This window comes from Enterobacter chuandaensis, from assembly GCF_039718975.1.
Taxonomy (GTDB): Bacteria; Pseudomonadota; Gammaproteobacteria; order Enterobacterales; family Enterobacteriaceae; genus Enterobacter; species Enterobacter chuandaensis.
The window spans coordinates 2563004-2578091 of the sequence record NZ_CP097173.1; the positions used below are offsets into that span (position 1 = coordinate 2563004).

The window sequence follows — 15088 nt, forward strand, 5'->3', positions numbered from 1 at the left end:
CAAAGCAGCTCTGTGCAGTAATGTGAGCTGCCGCAAAAAAAGTGAGGTAACAGGCGAAAAAACGGGAATGGCCGTTAGCCCCTCTCAGGAGGAGAAAGGGCTAACGCGAGCGTGATTTACCGGGATAAATAGCGGCGTGACAGCCGTTTCGCCGCTTTCTGCAGCAGAGGTTCGAGCGCCACGGCCAGCAACATTCTGATCGGTTTGCGGGCAACAGATTTGATCGCCCAACCCGCCACACCTGCCGGGCCGTAACGTAACGCCGTCATCAGAACCAGTTTACCTGCGATTTTCAGGCCGGGTTTTACCTTCTGACCGGCCTGTTGCCAGTTTTGTTTCATGTATTTTCTCTCTTAAAGCTGACGAAAACGACTTCTCAGCGTAAAGGTATCGGAGGTGACATAACGCTCCATCTCACGTAACCGCTTCTCCCCGGCAGCCAGCTGATCGTCCACCGCATTGAGAAGATCGTTACTGGTAGGGGCGCTTTCTGCGGCCAGCTCACCTTCCGGCATTGGGTCAAGGACAAACGACAGCACGATGTAGGCGACGAAGGTGATAAACGCCAGACCGAAGAATATCGACAGCACAGTGACCACACGCACCAGTTTTACCGGAACGTCAAGATAATGGGCCAGCCCGGCACAGACACCACGCACCATGCCCTGCTGCGGAATTCGCCACAATTTTTTGTTCAGATTCAGTCCCGACATTAACGGTCCCTCCAGTTTGGATGTTCTGCATCCAGGATTGCTTCCAGCGCCTGAATGCGGTCGCGCATCTTGTTTGCCTGTTCGGTAAGCTGGGCCAGACGTTGTTGTTCACTCTGGGATAAATCGTTCCCTGAAGAACGGTTGCTGTAGTGAAGCCATAGCCAAATCGGCAAAACAAACAGCACGAAAATCGTCAGGGGAATGGCCAGAAAAAGCGCGCTCATGTGTACTCCTTGTCTTAGGATGCTTAGCGGCACGCTCAGGTGCCGCAGCTTTATTATTGGTTATCTTGCTTCATTTTGGCTTTCAATGCCGCCAGCTGCTCGCTGATGGCATCGTCCGCTTTCAGGTCGGCAAACTGCTGATCCAGCGACTTTTGCTTACCAATACTGTGGCTCTCTGCTTCCGCTTCCATCTGATCGATACGACGTTCAAAGGATTCAAAACGCGCCATCGCCTCATCCAGCTTGCCGCTGTCCAGCTGACGACGCACGTCGCGGGAGGAGCTTGCCGCCTGGTGACGCAGGGTCAGCGCCTGCTGACGTGCGCGGGTTTCGCTCAGTTTGTTCTCAAGCTCACCAATCTCTTTCTTCATGCGGGTAAGCGTGTCATCTACCAGCGTCACTTCATGTTCGAGCGTCGCGATCATGTCCGCCAGCTTCTGTTTTTCAATCAACGCCGCGCGGGCCAGATCTTCTTTATCTTTGCGCAGCGCGAGCTCTGCTTTTTCCTGCCATTCATTGAGCTGGCCGCTCGCCTGCTCAATACGGCGCGTTAACTGTTTTTTCTCAGCCAGCGCGCGGGCGGAGGTAGAACGCACTTCAACCAGCGTGTCTTCCATCTCCTGAATCATCAGGCGCACCAGCTTCTGCGGATCTTCCGCTTTCTCCAGCAGTGAGTTGATGTTGGCGTTCACGATGTCGGCAAAACGAGAAAAAATACCCATAATCAAATCCTCATAGTTCTGTTATCGGGCTATGCCCTGCTGTATCGATAATACAATTCCCGTGCCAGTTTTATATCTTATTGATTTTATTCAGCGTGATTGATTTTTACTCATCACGGAACTATGCTAACCTGGTGAATATCGCTAAGGAGTGGTTAATTTCATCATGGCTGGATACAAAGACAATTTACTCGGTGAAGCAAACAGCTTTCTTGAGGTGCTCGAACAGGTCTCTCGCCTCGCTCCGCTCAACAAACCGGTGCTGATAATCGGCGAGCGCGGTACGGGTAAAGAATTGATTGCTAACCGTCTGCATTATTTATCCGGACGCTGGGACGGCCCCTTTATTTCGCTGAACTGTGCGGCGCTGAATGAAAACCTGCTCGACACCGAGCTGTTCGGCCACGAAGCGGGCGCGTTTACTGGCGCTCAGAAACGCCACCCGGGGCGCTTTGAGCGCGCCGACGGCGGCACCCTGTTCCTTGATGAACTCGCCACCGCGCCGATGCTGGTGCAGGAAAAACTGCTGCGCGTGATTGAGTACGGCGAACTGGAACGCGTCGGCGGCAGCCAGCCTCTACAGGTAAATGTACGTCTGGTGTGCGCCACCAACGCCAATCTGCCGGAGATGGTGGCAGAAGAAAAATTCCGTGCCGACCTTCTTGACCGCCTGGCCTTTGACGTCGTTCAGCTTCCGCCGCTGCGCGAGCGAAGAAGCGACATTATGCTGCTCGCCGATCAGTTTGCGATTCAGATGTGCCGCGAGCTCGGTCTGCCGCTCTTCCCTGGCTTCAGCGATCATGCGCAGGAGACGCTGCTGGCTTACCACTGGCCGGGGAATATTCGCGAACTGAAAAACGTTGTGGAGCGTTCTGTTTACCGCCACGGCAGCAGCGAGACGGAACTGGACAATATTATTATCGATCCTTTTCAGCGCAGTCTGCCGCCGGTTTCCTCCCCGTCATCATCAGGCGATACTCCCGCGCTTCCCCTTGATTTGCGCCAGTTCCAGCACGAGCAGGAGCAACAGTTGCTGGAGCAGAGCCTGAAAGCGGCGAAATATAACCAGAAACGGGCAGCTGAACTCCTGGGCCTGACCTACCATCAGTTACGGGCATTGCTTAAAAAGCATCAAATGCGCTGACAATATCGGCACTTACCCGCAGACATTTTTACGAAGCAGGCGTAAGTGCGATACACTTTGCAGATCGAACCTAAAAACCTTAAAAATTATGCGTCTGGTTTTATCGTCCTTATTTGCACTCGGTCTGTTCAGCAGCCAGGCGTTTGCCGCGCCCGGCCAAACGCCGCAGCCCGACATTCGCGACAGCGGCTTCGTCTATTGCGTGAGCGGCCAGGTGGATACCTTCAACCCGCAGAAAGCGGGCAGCGGCCTGATTGTGGATACGCTTGCTGCACAGCTGTATGACCGTCTACTTGATGTTGACCCGTACACCTACCGCCTGGTGCCTGAGCTGGCGGAAAGCTGGGAAGTGCTGGACAACGGTGCAACCTACCGTTTTCGCCTGCGCGACGATGTCGCGTTTCAGCGCACGCCGTGGTTTACCCCCACGCGCAAGCTGAACGCGGATGACGTGGTCTTCACCTTCCAGCGAATCTTTAACCGCAACCACCCGTGGCATAACGTTAACGGCAGTAACTTCCCCTATTTCGACAGCCTGCAGTTTGCCGACACCGTGAAAAGCGTGCGCAAGCTCGATAACCGGACGGTTGAGTTTACCCTGACGCGCCCGGATGCCTCTTTCCTCTGGCATCTGGCGACCCACTATGCCTCCGTCATGTCTGCTGAATACGCGGCGAAGCTGACGAAAAAAGATCGTCAGGAGCTGCTCGACCGTCAGCCGGTGGGTACCGGCCCGTTCCAGCTGGCCGAATACCGCGCGGGGCAATATATTCGCCTGCAGCGGCATGAACATTTCTGGCGCGGGACGCCGTTGATGCCGCAGGTGGTGGTCGATCTCGGTTCAGGCGGAACGGGACGTTTGTCAAAACTGCTGACCGGGGAATGCGACGTGCTCGCCTGGCCTGCCGCCAGCCAGCTCACCATTTTGCGCGACGATCCGCGCCTGCGCCTGACGTTACGCCCGGGAATGAACATCGCATACCTCGCGTTTAACACCGATAAGCCGCCGCTGAACAACCCTGCCGTTCGTCACGCCCTGGCGCTGGCAATCAACAACCAGCGTCTGATGCAGTCGATCTACTACGGTACGGCGGAAACCGCCGCCTCTATTTTACCGCGCGCCTCGTGGGCCTATGACGGTGAGGCTAAAATTACGGAGTACGATCCGGCAAAGGCGCGTGAGCAGCTTAAAGCGCTGGGTGCGGAAAACCTGACGCTCCAGCTTTGGGTGCCCACCAGTTCCCAGGCGTGGAACCCCAGCCCGCTGAAAACCGCCGAGCTGCTGCAGGCGGATATGGCGCAGGTAGGCGTCAAAGTGATTATCGTACCGGTTGAGGGCCGTTTCCAGGAGGCGCGCCTGATGGACATGAATCATGATCTAACCCTGACCGGCTGGGCGACCGACAGTAACGACCCGGACAGCTTCTTCCGGCCGCTGCTGAGCTGCGCTGCGATTAACTCGCAAACCAACTACGCCCACTGGTGTAACCGGGAGTTCGACGCCGTGCTGCAAAAAGCGCTCTCTTCCCAACAGCTGGCCTCGCGCATCGACGCATACGATGAAGCGCAGAAGATCCTCGCACAGGAATTGCCCGTGCTGCCGCTGGCCTCTTCCCTGCGCCTCCAGGCCTATCGCTATGATATTAAAGGGCTGGTGCTGAGCCCGTTTGGCAACGCCTCGTTCGCCGGCGTGTCGCGCGAAAAAGAACAAGAGGTGAAAAAACCATGATTATTTTTACCTTACGTCGACTCCTGCTGCTGCTGGTGACGCTCTTTCTGCTGACCTTCGTTGGCTTCAGCCTGAGCTACTTCACGCCGCACGCCCCGCTTCAGGGGTCATCGCTGTGGGATGCCTGGCTGTTCTGGTTTAACGGTCTGCTGCACTGGGATTTCGGCGTGTCCAGCATTAACGGGCAGCTTATCTCTCAACAGCTGAAAGAGGTGTTCCCGGCGACAATGGAGCTGTGCATTCTGGCCTTCGGCTTTGCCCTGATAGTGGGCATTCCCGTGGGTATGCTGGCCGGGATCTACCGCAACAAATGGCAGGATAAGTTTATCAGCGCCCTCGCCCTGCTCGGCTTCTCCATACCGGTCTTTTGGCTCGCGCTCCTGCTGACGCTGTTCTTCTCCCTGACAATGGGCTGGCTACCGGTCTCTGGCCGTTTTGATCTGCTCTATACGGTTAAAACGGTGACGGGTTTTGCCATCATTGACGCGTGGCTGTCCGACTCCGTGTGGCGTCATGAGATGATCGTCAGCGCCCTGCGCCATATGGTATTGCCGGTGCTGACGCTGGCGGTTGCGCCCACCACCGAAGTGATCCGCCTGATGCGCCTGAGCACCATCGAGGTGTTTGACCAGAACTACGTCAAAGCCGCCGCCACGCGCGGATTGTCGCGCCTGACCATACTGCGCCGCAATGTCCTGCACAACGCCCTGCCGCCGGTGATCCCGCGTCTGGGATTACAGTTTTCCACCATGCTCACTCTGGCGATGATCACTGAGATGGTCTTTAGCTGGCCAGGGCTGGGACGCTGGCTGATTAACGCCATCCGCCAGCAGGACTACGCCGCGATTTCCGCAGGCGTAATGGTGATTGGTTCGCTGGTCATTATTGTTAACGTGTTGTCCGATATTCTGGGTGCCATGGCTAACCCTCTGAAGCATAAGGAATGGTATGCCCTACGATAGCGTATACAGTGAAAAGCGCACACCCGGTGCGCTACGTACCGTGTGGCGTAAATTCTATGGTGATACCACGGCAATGATCGGCCTTTATGGCTGCGCCGGGCTGGTATTGCTTTGCGCCTTTGGCTCGTGGTTTGCGCCTTACGGCATCGACCAGCAGTTCCTTGGCTATCAGCTGCTGCCGCCTTCCTGGTCACGCTACGGCGAAGTCTCTTTCTTCCTGGGCACTGACGACCTCGGACGTGACGTGTTGAGCCGCCTGTTAAGCGGTGCTGCCCCAACGGTGGGCGGCGCGTTTGTGGTGACCCTCGCGGCGACGATTTGCGGACTGGGCCTGGGGATTTTCGCGGGCTCCACGCATGGCCTGCGCTCGGCAGTGCTGAACCATATTCTGGACACGCTGCTGTCGATTCCGTCTCTGCTGCTGGCGATCATTGTGGTTGCCTTTGCCGGTCCGCATCTGTCGCACGCTATGTTCGCCGTCTGGCTGGCTATCCTGCCCCGCATCGTGCGCTCGGTTTACAGCATGGTGCACGACGAGCTGGAAAAAGAGTATGTCGTTGCGGCCCGTCTGGACGGTGCGACAACCTTCAATATTCTTTGGTTTGCCGTTCTGCCGAACATCGCCGCCGGGCTGGTCACCGAGATCACCCGCGCCCTGTCGATGGCGATCCTGGACATCGCTGCGCTCGGCTTCCTTGACCTCGGCGCACAGCTGCCGTCCCCTGAATGGGGTGCGATGCTCGGTGACGCGCTGGAGTTGATCTACGTGGCGCCATGGACGGTTATGCTGCCGGGAGCGGCGATTATGGCAAGCGTGTTGCTGATCAACCTGCTGGGCGACGGTATTCGCCGTGCAATTAACGCGGGGGTGCAATAATGCCGCTTCTTGATATTCGCAACCTCACCATCGAGTTTAAAACCGGTGAAGGCTGGGTTAAAGCCGTCGACCGCATCAGTATCACCCTCGCCGAGGGCGAGATTCGCGGGCTGGTAGGCGAATCCGGCTCGGGGAAAAGCCTGATCGCTAAGGCCATCTGCGGCGTGGCAAAAGACAACTGGCGCGTGACCGCCGACCGTATGCGGTTTGACGATATCGACCTGCTGCGCCTCTCCCCTCGCGAGCGTCGCAAACTGGTCGGCCATAACGTCTCGATGATCTTTCAGGAGCCACAGTCCTGTCTCGATCCGTCCGAGCGCGTGGGCAAACAGCTGATGCAGAACATCCCCGGCTGGACCTATAAAGGCCGCTGGTGGCAGCGTTTCGGCTGGCGCAAACGCCGCGCCATCGAGCTGTTGCACCGCGTTGGGATCAAAGATCACAAAGACGCGATGCGCAGCTTCCCGTATGAACTGACGGACGGCGAGTGTCAGAAAGTGATGATTGCCATCGCGCTGGCCAATCAGCCGCGTTTGCTGATTGCAGATGAGCCGACGAACGCGATGGAGCCGACCACTCAGGCGCAAATTTTCCGCCTGCTGTCGCGGCTGAATCAGAATAACAACACCACCATTTTGCTGATCAGCCATGACCTGCAAATGCTGAGCAAGTGGGCGGATAAAATTGACGTGATGTACTGCGGACAAACGGTCGAAACTGCTCCTAGCGAAGACCTGATCACCGCTCCACACCATCCGTACACGCAGGCGCTTATCCGCGCCATTCCCGATTTTGGCAGCGCCATGCCGCATAAGAGCCGCCTGAATACCCTGCCGGGGGCGATCCCGCTGCTGGAATCGTTGCCGATAGGCTGTCGTCTGGGACCGCGTTGTCCGTATGCTCAGCGTAAATGCATCGAGACGCCGCGCCTCACCGGAGCCAAAAATCATCTTTACGCCTGTCATTTCCCGCTGAACATGGAGAGAGAGTGAAATGGTCGAAACCTTGCTGGAAGTCCGCAACCTGAGTAAGACCTTTCGCTATCGTACGGGCCTGTTTCATCGTCAGACGGTCGAAGCGGTTAAACCCCTGAGCTTTACGCTGCGTGAAAAGCAGACGCTGGCGATCATTGGTGAAAACGGCTCCGGGAAATCCACCCTGGCGAAGATGCTTGCCGGCATGGTCGAGCCCACCGCCGGAGAAGTGTTGATTGACGATCATCCTCTGCACTTTGGTGATTACTCGTTCCGTAGCCAGCGCATCCGTATGATTTTCCAGGATCCGTCAACCTCGCTAAATCCACGCCAGCGCATTTCGCAGATCCTCGATTTTCCGCTGCGGCTGAACACCGACCTGGAGCCAGAGGCGCGCCGTAAGCGCATTGTTGAAACCCTGCGCATGGTTGGGCTGCTGCCGGACCACGAAAGCTACTACCCGCATATGCTGGCTCCAGGGCAGAAACAGCGTCTCGGTCTGGCGCGCGCGTTAATTTTGCGCCCGAAAGTGATCGTGGCTGACGAAGCCCTGGCCTCGCTGGATATGTCGATGCGTTCACAGCTGATTAACCTGATGCTCGAATTACAGGAAAAGCAGGGTATCTCCTATATCTACGTCACTCAGCATCTGGGGATGATGAAGCACATCAGCGACCAGGTAATGGTCATGCACCAGGGGGAAGTCGTCGAGCGCGGCAGCACCGCGGATGTGATGGCCTCCCCGCTTCATGAGCTGACAAAAAGGCTGATTGCCGGTCATTTTGGTGAAGCGTTGACGGCTGATGCGTGGAGAAAAGACCGTTAAGCGCAGCGGTAAACACAGATTGCTTCGCTCAAATAAGGATTAAATAGCCTGCGTGCGCTATTTAATCCTTTTATTTTTTGTCTCCATCCCTGCTCCACATTTTAAGCAATATCAATCAATAGTTCTTCTCCAGAATACCGGAACATTACGGAGGAGAAGAAATGAACACCACCACTTATGTTCTAAAATACACAGAGTATCTCATCAGAAAATGCCGCTCATATTTCATGACGGACCTGAATTTTCATACTGCAAGACTCAAAAAGACATCAGGCAGAACCCCTGACATTAAATCACCCACGACGTTGAGTGAAAAAATATGTCATCGCCTGGTTTATGACCATAATAATCTCTATACAATGCTTGCCGATAAACTCGCCGTCCGCGAATACGTTGCGTCCAGAACAACGCGCGTAAAAGCGGTGCCTTTGATTGGGGTATACCGCAGGTTTTCGCATATTGATTTTTCAACACTGCCCGATCAATTCGTCCTTAAGTGCAATCATGACAGTGGTAGCACAATAATCTGTACAAACAAAGATCAGTTCAATTACCGGCAGGCCCGAAAAAAGATTACTCTCGCATTAAAGAAGAATTTGTATTACACCACGCGTGAGTGGCAGTACAAAAATATTACACCCGTTATATTGTGTGAGCCTTATGTCGATCTTTTCAATAATGCGGACAGGAACAGCACGCCGGAAATGCTGCGAATTCACTGTTTTCACGGCGTCGCACACTATGTTGAGGCCGATTATACGGATGACCGCGGCAGAGAGTTTATCAACGTTTACGACCGATACTGGAATTTACAGCCCTTCCAGATGGAATATCCTAATACACCAGTTGCGCCCGGCGAGCCGAAATTGTTCCGTGAGGCTTTGCTGGCCGCTCAGGAGCTGGCGAAGGGTCTTGACTACTGCCGCGTTGACCTCATGTTGAAAAGCGATGAAATTTACTTCAGTGAAATAACCTTAAGCCCAAAACGGGGCAAACTGCGTATTACCCCTCTGGATTGGGATACAAAATTAGGCGATATATGGCAGTTAACGCTATCGGCGGGCAGGCCAGGCTGACCTGCCGCCAGGGCTCAGGCGTCGGGCCAGGTCAGTTTGAAAATGGAGTGGTTTTGCTTCGATAAGGTATACGTTACATCGCCACCATGAGCCAGCATGATGGCTTTTACCACCGATAAGCCTAGACCACATCCTTCAGGATTCGCATCTCTGGCACCATTATCCCGCTGGAAGGGCTGAAATAAGTAATCATGAAATTCCCTTGGGATGCCCGGCCCGCCGTCCTGAATAAGGATATAATTGCCTTTATCAGAGACGCCATTTTTTACGATGAGTTTCCGCGAAGTTGAATAATGTAATGCGTTGTCAAACAGAACGGCCAGACACTGATTGATGCGTAATGGATCGAATACGCATCGCTGTTCCCTTATCTCTGTCTTAATCGCAAACTGGTTGCGTTTGAACTCGGGCATGAAAGTATCAAGCGCATCCTGGATTGTGCCTTTGAGGTCCGTTCTGGATTTATACAACGTGTAACCCGCCCCGCCGTCAGAGCTGATGACCCGGAGATCTTCAATCAAACGGGTTAACCCCTCAGTCTGCTTGAGAAGATTATTAAAAAGCAGCGGATCCGGCTCAAAAACGCCGTCAACCAGTCCCTGAAGCCGACCGCGTAAAATCGTGACCGGGGTTCTCAGCTCATGGGCAATGGCGGCATTCCAGGATTTCCTCTGAATATCCAGCGTCTGGAGTTTTTCCGCCATTTCATTGAAATCTGTGACCAGATGATTGACCTCTCCCAGCCGGGAACTGGCGCAATAAGCCCGGGCGTCCAGCTGGCCCTGAGAAATTTTTCTCAGGCTGGACGCTACCGCGTTTAACGGGGTGAGTATTCGCGAAGAAAGTTTTATCGTTAAAAATATCGCAATTATCAGACTGATTGTTGTCGCGGTCCCGATCCACACCCAGTCCCACATCGTCATTTGCTCGTCATCACCCGCAGCGGCACCGCCGGGGAGGTGATCGAGAATAAACGAGTAAAAAAACCAGGAGCCCAGTACCACAATGGCAATGATCATAAACGTCAGCAACAGCATATACGTTAAGATCTGTCGACTCAGGACAGAGTCTCTGTTCATTTTTTCTCCCCAAGCCGATAGCCCATCCCCCTGATGCTCTCAGGAACGCCATAAAGGCCTGCAAGCTCCAGCTTTTTACGCAGCTTACTCATATGGCTGTCTACCGTTCTGTCGAGCGCATCGCCTTCCGGCAGACACGCGTTGAGTAACTCTTCGCGGGAACAGACCTTTCGCGGGAATCTCACCAGATAAGTCAGAAGCTTAAATTCCGTGGTCGTTAATACTGGCGAGACCACTTCTGCGCCCACGGTGACCTCAACGTAGAAATCGTCCGGATAGACCGTAATAAAAGTCGTCCTGAGAGGCGCGGCCTCCGCCTGCTGGAGAGCGGGTCTGGTTCTGCGCAGCACGGCTTCAACCCGCGCGACCACTTCGGAAGGGTTGAAAGGTTTGATGACGTAATCATCCGCGCCAAGCCTCAGCCCCATCAGCTTATCCACGTCCTGATCGAGTGCGGACACCATAATGACGGGCACAGAACTTTCCTGACGGAGCGTCGTGAGTACGCTCCAGCCATCGCATACGGGCAGATGGATATCCAGCAAGATAAGATCCGGTTTATGGAGTCGATTGAGCGCTATCGCCTGCTCGCCCTGTCGGGCTCTCAGCGTTTTCATCCCAGAACGCTCTAAGTAACTCATCAGTATATCGGCAATTTCGTTTTCATCTTCAACAACAAGGATTAGAGTATTTTTGTTCATTTTATCTCCGCGGGTAAAATCCCTTTGAGCACGCTATCAGATATCTTTAGCACAATAAGACACAGGCTCCGGGAAAAAGTGCCGTGGCCGTGAAAATTTCCTGAATTAATTTAAGCGCCCGGCAATTTCTCCATACAGCCTACACATTCCGTCAATAAAGACTCGACAATGTCAGTCCACAATAGTTATTCGGAGTTAAACCGTCTTCCGTTTAACGTGGTAAATACCCTCGACGCGTAAAGGCTTTCTGAATTTGGTTGAGATAATGAGCATGGAACTTTCGAAATACTTCTCTCCTAAAAAAATCTGCATATTTTCTCTCTTCCTGCTGCTATCGTGGGGATTACTTTATACCTGGCTGGTACTGATGCATAAAATGGATGAAAAAGTCGCCGCAACGCTACCCTCTTCCCCCATTATCTATGGCTGCATTGCCCTTTCGGTTGTCTCTCTGATAATACAAAACAAAGCAGGCGCGTTCACAGAATTATTACTCATCGCCTTCTGGCTAATGGTGATTTTTGTTTATCTCATTATTACGTTCACTGTGCTGCTGAACGCTACGCCAGATTTTAACGATCTGGTGTTTTACTATGAGTGTTATTTAATTCTCTTTTTTGGCGGTTCACCGCTGTACCTCATCATGAGAATGATATAAACAACCGCGTTGTTTCGCTCCACACTCTCTCCATAAACCGCCCATGTCCGCTAAACAGGCGAGTTGTAGACTTTCCACCACACCACTTTGAACAAAAATAACTCACTGAAATAGCCACATACCCGTTACCCATAATGATGAACCTTACTAATAACCGTCGTTCTCCTCAGGGGTATCGGCAAGCGCGTATCAACCGACGACGAAATTCACGTATCTGGAAGTTAAATTAATGCCTCATTTTTTTATTGAACGTCCCGTTTTCGCCTGGGTAGTGGCGCTTTTTATCGTCCTGGCGGGCGTATTGTCTATCCCCCGACTGCCGGTTGCACAGTATCCGGCGGTGGCACCGCCAGGGATCATTATTTCTGTCACCTACCCGGGCGCCAGCCCCGATATTATGAATACATCGGTGGTGTCGTTAATTGAGCGCGAAATATCTGGCGTCGATAATCTGCTCTACTTCGAATCGTCCAGTGACACAACCGGTTCTGCGTCTATTACCGTGACCTTTAAGCCCGGCACGGACATCAAGCTGGCGCAGATGGACCTTCAGAACCAGATCAAAATTGTTGAACCGCGTTTGCCACAGGCGGTCAGGCAAAATGGTATCAATGTCGAGGCGGCCAATTCCGGATTTTTAATGATGGTGGGGCTGAAGTCCGCAACCGGTAAATTTGAGGAAGCCGACTTAAGCGATTATTTTGCCCGGCACGTGAGCGACGAGCTTCGCCGCGTACCTGGAGTAGGGAAAATTCAGCTGTTTGGTGGCGAAAAAGCGCTGCGCATCTGGCTGGACCCGATGAAGCTTCATAGCTACGGACTTTCGGTGAGCGATGTTCTTACCGCTGTTGGCCAGCAAAATGCCCTGGTTTCGCCTGGCAAAACGGGAGATGAACCGGCATCTGAAGGGCAAGGCGTAACGTATCCGATCACCGTGAAGGGGCAGCTCACTTCCGTAGAGGCTTTCAGGAATATTACCCTGAAATCAGAAGCGTCCGGTGCAAGGCTGAAGCTGTCCGACGTCGCGCGCATTGAGTCCGGCCTGCAAAGCTACGCTTTCGGTATCCGCGAAAATGGGCTGCCCGCAACGGCTGCGGCAGTCCAGCTATCACCTGGCGCCAATGCGATGAGCACGGCTGCAGGCGTACGCGCGCGCATCGACGAACTTTCTCAGGTGTTGCCGGAAGGAATGACGTTTACGGTTCCCTTTGATACCGCGCCTTTTGTGAAGCTCTCCATCATGAAGGTGGTGCAGACGTTTGTTGAAGCGATGGTCCTGGTCTTCCTCGTGATGCTGCTGTTTCTGCATAAGATACGCTGTACGCTTATCCCGGCGATTGTTGCCCCCGTCGCACTGCTTGGCACCTTCACGGTGATGCTATTGAGTGGATACTCCATCAATATTCTGACCATGTTCGGCATGGTTCTGGCGATTGGGATTATCGTAGATGACGCTATTGTGGTCGTGGAGAACGTCGAGCGCCTGATGGAAGAAAAACAACTCTCTCCGCGCGATGCGACCCGGGAGGCGATGAATGAAATCACGCCGGCAATTATCGGGATCACGCTGGTGCTTACCGCCGTCTTTATTCCCATGGGTTTCGCCGAAGGATCCGTCGGGATTATTTATCGACAATTTTGTATTTCCATGGCGGTATCCATACTGTTGTCGGCATTTCTTGCCCTCACGCTTACCCCCGCGCTTTGCGCGACGCTACTTAAGCCTCACAGCGCAGCAAAGCACGGTGGTGGCGGGTTCGCGGCAGGGTTTAACGCCCGCTTTCGTACCCTCACGACGTGGTACGAATCCGGGCTGGGCGCGGTACTCAGACGAACCGGGCGTATGCTGCTGCTGTACGTTGCGCTTTGTGCTGCGCTGTTTTTTGGGCTTTCTTCGCTGCCCTCGTCCTTTCTTCCGGATGAAGATCAGGGCTATTTTATGTCCTCCATTCAGCTGCCTTCCGATGCCACCATGCAGCGCACCCTGAAAGTAGTGAAAAAATTTGAAGAGGAAATTGCGACCCGGCCGGATATTGAAAGCAACATTATGATTCTGGGGTTTGGTTTTTCAGGCTCGGGACCGAATTCGTCCATGGCCTTCACCACGCTGAAGGACTGGAAAGATCGGCAGGGTTCTACCGCACAGAATGAAGCCGACCATATACAGGCCAGCATGGCTAACGTCTCAGATGGCGTCACGATGAGTCTTCTCCCGCCAGCCATTTCGGATATGGGCACCTCCTCAGGCTTCACCTGGTACGTACAGGACAGGGCGGGACTGGGCTATGGAGCGTTAAAGAGAGCGGCCGATGCGCTGGTTGTGAAGGCTAATCAACGTCCTGAACTGAGTGACGTGTATATAGACGGTCTGCCGGAAGGAACAAGCCTGGCCCTTCAGATTGACCGGGAAAAAGCGGAAGCGCTGGGCGTTTCATTCGATGAAATCAACCAGACGCTCTCGGTCACCATGGGGTCGAACTACGTTAATGACTACACCAACAACGGCCGCGTTCAGCAGGTCATTATTCAGGCCGATGCCCCTTACCGCATGCAGCCTGAGCAGATCCTGAAATTATCGGTAAAAAACCGTATGGGGCAGATGGTGCCAGTCTCTACATTTGCAATGCTTTCCTGGAACGTTGCGCCGCAGCAGTTGACGCGTTATCAGGGATATTCTGCTATCCGCATTACCGGCAGTGCGGCCCCGGGCACATCCAGCGGTACCGCAATGAAGGTTATGGAGATGTTGTCACGGGATTTACCGCAGGGGATGGCCGGCGAGTGGGCCGGGAGTTCATTGCAGGAGAGAAAATCCGAATCTCAACTCCCGGGTCTGATCGTTCTGTCGATACTGGTCGTGTTCATGGTGCTCGCCGCTCTGTATGAGAGCTGGTCAATTCCCTTTGCGGTCATGCTGGTCGTTCCCCTGGGGCTTATCGGTGCGGTAGTTGCCGTCTCCGTTGCGGGCATGACGAATGATGTTTTCTTTAAGGTCGGTCTTATTACCCTGATAGGCCTGTCCGCCAAGAACGCCATTCTGATTGTCGAGTTTGCAAAGCAGCTCCATCGGGAAGGACAATCCCTGCTGGCGGCAACGATACAGGCCGCAAGCCTTCGTCTGCGCCCTATTCTGATGACATCGTTAGCCTTTACGTTAGGCGTGGTGCCACTGATGCTGGCGCGTGGCGCGAGTGACAGCACGCAGCACGCTATCGGCACCGGGGTGTTTGGCGGCATGATTAGCGGCACGCTTCTCGCGATCTTCTTCGTCCCGGTATTCTTTATTGTTGTTGCGCGTTTCGTTGAAAACACCAGGAAAGTGTGAATACCGCTGAGCGGAACCTTGCTGGTTGGATGAGGCGAAGCTGCTGCCGGGTGATATACTGGACGAATGCTGAAATTT

The 15088-nt window shown here is 54.0% G+C and carries 15 protein-coding genes; 9 read left to right on the forward strand and 6 right to left on the reverse strand.

Annotated features, from left to right (window positions below):
- Positions 1-116: 116 nt before the first annotated feature.
- From pspD to pspA, 4 genes are read right to left on the reverse strand one after another with little or no spacing between them, the layout of a single operon-like run.
- Positions 117-341 carry a phage shock protein PspD gene (pspD, locus tag MX657_RS12530; RefSeq protein ID WP_080329292.1) on the reverse strand — a complete coding sequence of 75 codons (225 nt, stop codon included), beginning with the start codon at positions 339-341 and terminating at the stop codon, positions 117-119.
- 12 nt (positions 342-353) lie between these two features.
- Positions 354-713: an envelope stress response membrane protein PspC gene (gene pspC, locus MX657_RS12535; protein ID WP_061098018.1), complete on the reverse strand. Its 360-nt coding sequence runs from the start codon at positions 711-713 to the stop codon at positions 354-356.
- Complete coding sequence (gene pspB / locus MX657_RS12540) at positions 713-937, reverse strand: envelope stress response membrane protein PspB (RefSeq protein WP_080329293.1); 225 nt, start codon at positions 935-937, stop codon at positions 713-715. The genes pspC and pspB overlap by 1 nt, the downstream gene beginning before the upstream one ends.
- A gap of 53 nt (positions 938-990) precedes the next feature.
- Positions 991-1659, reverse strand: a complete 669-nt coding sequence (gene pspA / locus MX657_RS12545; RefSeq protein ID WP_346805915.1) for a phage shock protein PspA — start codon at positions 1657-1659, stop codon at positions 991-993.
- Between the two features lie 166 nt (positions 1660-1825).
- On the opposite strand from pspA, the gene pspF reads away from it, so the two are divergent.
- The 7 genes from pspF to MX657_RS12580 all read left to right on the forward strand — a co-directional run bounded on the left by pspF (position 1826) and on the right by MX657_RS12580 (position 9247).
- The gene (gene pspF, locus MX657_RS12550) at positions 1826-2803 is read left to right on the forward strand and encodes a phage shock protein operon transcriptional activator (protein ID WP_080329295.1); all 978 of its coding nucleotides are present in this window, start codon (positions 1826-1828) and stop codon (positions 2801-2803) included.
- A gap of 88 nt (positions 2804-2891) precedes the next feature.
- Complete coding sequence (gene sapA, locus MX657_RS12555; protein ID WP_119915781.1) at positions 2892-4532, forward strand: ABC transporter substrate-binding protein SapA; 1641 nt, start codon at positions 2892-2894, stop codon at positions 4530-4532.
- A complete protein-coding gene (sapB, locus tag MX657_RS12560) occupies positions 4529-5494 on the forward strand; it encodes a putrescine export ABC transporter permease SapB (RefSeq protein WP_346805916.1) in 966 nt (321 codons plus the stop codon). Before sapA ends, sapB begins: the two co-directional genes overlap by 4 nt.
- Entirely contained in the window at positions 5481-6371 is an 891-nt protein-coding gene (gene sapC, locus MX657_RS12565; protein ID WP_346805917.1) for a putrescine export ABC transporter permease SapC, read from the forward strand. The genes sapB and sapC overlap by 14 nt, the downstream gene beginning before the upstream one ends.
- On the forward strand, positions 6371-7363 hold the full coding sequence (gene sapD, locus MX657_RS12570) for a putrescine export ABC transporter ATP-binding protein SapD (protein WP_047958816.1): 993 nt from the start codon (positions 6371-6373) through the stop codon (positions 7361-7363). The genes sapC and sapD overlap by 1 nt, the downstream gene beginning before the upstream one ends.
- A 1-nt stretch (position 7364) precedes the next feature.
- Positions 7365-8171 carry a putrescine export ABC transporter ATP-binding protein SapF gene (sapF, locus tag MX657_RS12575; RefSeq protein WP_080329299.1) on the forward strand — a complete coding sequence of 269 codons (807 nt, stop codon included), beginning with the start codon at positions 7365-7367 and terminating at the stop codon, positions 8169-8171.
- A 161-nt stretch (positions 8172-8332) separates the two neighbouring features.
- The gene (locus MX657_RS12580) at positions 8333-9247 is read left to right on the forward strand and encodes an ATP-grasp fold amidoligase family protein (protein ID WP_119915784.1); all 915 of its coding nucleotides are present in this window, start codon (positions 8333-8335) and stop codon (positions 9245-9247) included.
- Between the two features lie 14 nt (positions 9248-9261).
- On the opposite strand, the gene MX657_RS12585 is transcribed toward MX657_RS12580, so the two are convergent.
- Entirely contained in the window at positions 9262-10326 is a 1065-nt protein-coding gene (locus tag MX657_RS12585; RefSeq protein WP_346805918.1) for an ATP-binding protein, read from the reverse strand.
- Entirely contained in the window at positions 10323-11027 is a 705-nt protein-coding gene (locus MX657_RS12590) for a response regulator (protein ID WP_252001729.1), read from the reverse strand. Before MX657_RS12590 ends, MX657_RS12585 begins: the two co-directional genes overlap by 4 nt.
- A gap of 271 nt (positions 11028-11298) precedes the next feature.
- On the opposite strand from MX657_RS12590, the gene MX657_RS12595 reads away from it, so the two are divergent.
- Both MX657_RS12595 and MX657_RS12600 read left to right on the forward strand, forming a co-directional pair.
- Positions 11299-11685 (forward strand): transporter, encoded by a 387-nt coding sequence (locus MX657_RS12595; RefSeq protein WP_165853337.1) that lies wholly within the window; start codon positions 11299-11301, stop codon positions 11683-11685.
- A gap of 229 nt (positions 11686-11914) precedes the next feature.
- Positions 11915-15010, forward strand: a complete 3096-nt coding sequence (locus tag MX657_RS12600) for a multidrug efflux RND transporter permease subunit (RefSeq protein ID WP_346805919.1) — start codon at positions 11915-11917, stop codon at positions 15008-15010.
- Positions 15011-15088 lie beyond the last annotated feature (78 nt).

Coding starts and splice junctions, on each gene's coding strand:
- sapA (WP_119915781.1), top strand. CDS start 2,892: ATGCGTCTGGTTTTATCGTCCTTATTTGCACTCGGTCTGTTCAGCAGC.
- pspF (WP_080329295.1), top strand. CDS start 1,826: ATGGCTGGATACAAAGACAATTTACTCGGTGAAGCAAACAGCTTTCTT.
- MX657_RS12585 (WP_346805918.1), bottom strand. CDS start 10,326: ATGAACAGAGACTCTGTCCTGAGTCGACAGATCTTAACGTATATGCTG.
- pspA (WP_346805915.1), bottom strand. CDS start 1,659: ATGGGTATTTTTTCTCGTTTTGCCGACATCGTGAACGCCAACATCAAC.
- sapF (WP_080329299.1), top strand. CDS start 7,365: ATGGTCGAAACCTTGCTGGAAGTCCGCAACCTGAGTAAGACCTTTCGC.
- MX657_RS12600 (WP_346805919.1), top strand. CDS start 11,915: ATGCCTCATTTTTTTATTGAACGTCCCGTTTTCGCCTGGGTAGTGGCG.
- sapB (WP_346805916.1), top strand. CDS start 4,529: ATGATTATTTTTACCTTACGTCGACTCCTGCTGCTGCTGGTGACGCTC.
- pspC (WP_061098018.1), bottom strand. CDS start 713: ATGTCGGGACTGAATCTGAACAAAAAATTGTGGCGAATTCCGCAGCAG.
- MX657_RS12590 (WP_252001729.1), bottom strand. CDS start 11,027: ATGAACAAAAATACTCTAATCCTTGTTGTTGAAGATGAAAACGAAATT.
- sapD (WP_047958816.1), top strand. CDS start 6,371: ATGCCGCTTCTTGATATTCGCAACCTCACCATCGAGTTTAAAACCGGT.
- pspB (WP_080329293.1), bottom strand. CDS start 937: ATGAGCGCGCTTTTTCTGGCCATTCCCCTGACGATTTTCGTGCTGTTT.
- pspD (WP_080329292.1), bottom strand. CDS start 341: ATGAAACAAAACTGGCAACAGGCCGGTCAGAAGGTAAAACCCGGCCTG.
- MX657_RS12580 (WP_119915784.1), top strand. CDS start 8,333: ATGAACACCACCACTTATGTTCTAAAATACACAGAGTATCTCATCAGA.
- sapC (WP_346805917.1), top strand. CDS start 5,481: ATGCCCTACGATAGCGTATACAGTGAAAAGCGCACACCCGGTGCGCTA.
- MX657_RS12595 (WP_165853337.1), top strand. CDS start 11,299: ATGGAACTTTCGAAATACTTCTCTCCTAAAAAAATCTGCATATTTTCT.